The organism is Desulfonatronum sp. SC1 (assembly GCF_003046795.1).
GTDB lineage: Bacteria > Desulfobacterota > Desulfovibrionia > Desulfovibrionales > Desulfonatronaceae > Desulfonatronum.
Map to the genome: position 1 here is coordinate 1 of NZ_PZKN01000092.1, position 535 is coordinate 535.

Below are 535 nucleotides of genomic sequence, written 5' to 3' on the forward strand. Positions count from 1 at the left end.
GTTGTATTGTTTAGTATGACTTTGAAATCATCGCCACACCAGAAGGCCAGTTCCCAGGAGTCTCTTCTGATTTGTGTTTGTTGGTTACTTCTGAAGTTTACAAAAACAGAGTTTACAGCACTCGCTCCACCTTCACCACCTTGCAAGGTCATCGTTCCACCGTTTGAAACGATGGATGAGAAAAGCACTTCGAGACTGCTGCGAACCCCTTTTCCCAGATTTTCGCCTGCTTGGTCTATCGTAAAGACTATCCGTTCAGAGCCGTTTAGGAAAACATCGTCTTTTTTTCTGATTGTGATTTCCGCTTTGGTTTGTCCTGTAGAAACAGGGATATTGATTTTTCCATCTACGACTTCAGGAGTTGTAGTAAAAGACTCTCCATAAACTAAATCTTCTAATTCAACTCCTATAATGATAGTAGTTGAAGTTTCAACTGCTCTGGAAAAGTTTAATTCTATGGTTTTAGAGTTTTCGGAGCTTTCAAAACCCAGCTGAGTTACATTAAATTCTGCCAAATTGTCTGGCAAGGCAGGTG

At 40.7% G+C, this 535-nt stretch carries 1 protein-coding gene; it reads right to left on the reverse strand.

From position 1 onward, the window contains the following. Positions 1–535: hypothetical protein (locus C6366_RS20845; protein WP_199221577.1), on the reverse strand; the 535-nt coding region annotated here is incomplete at both ends.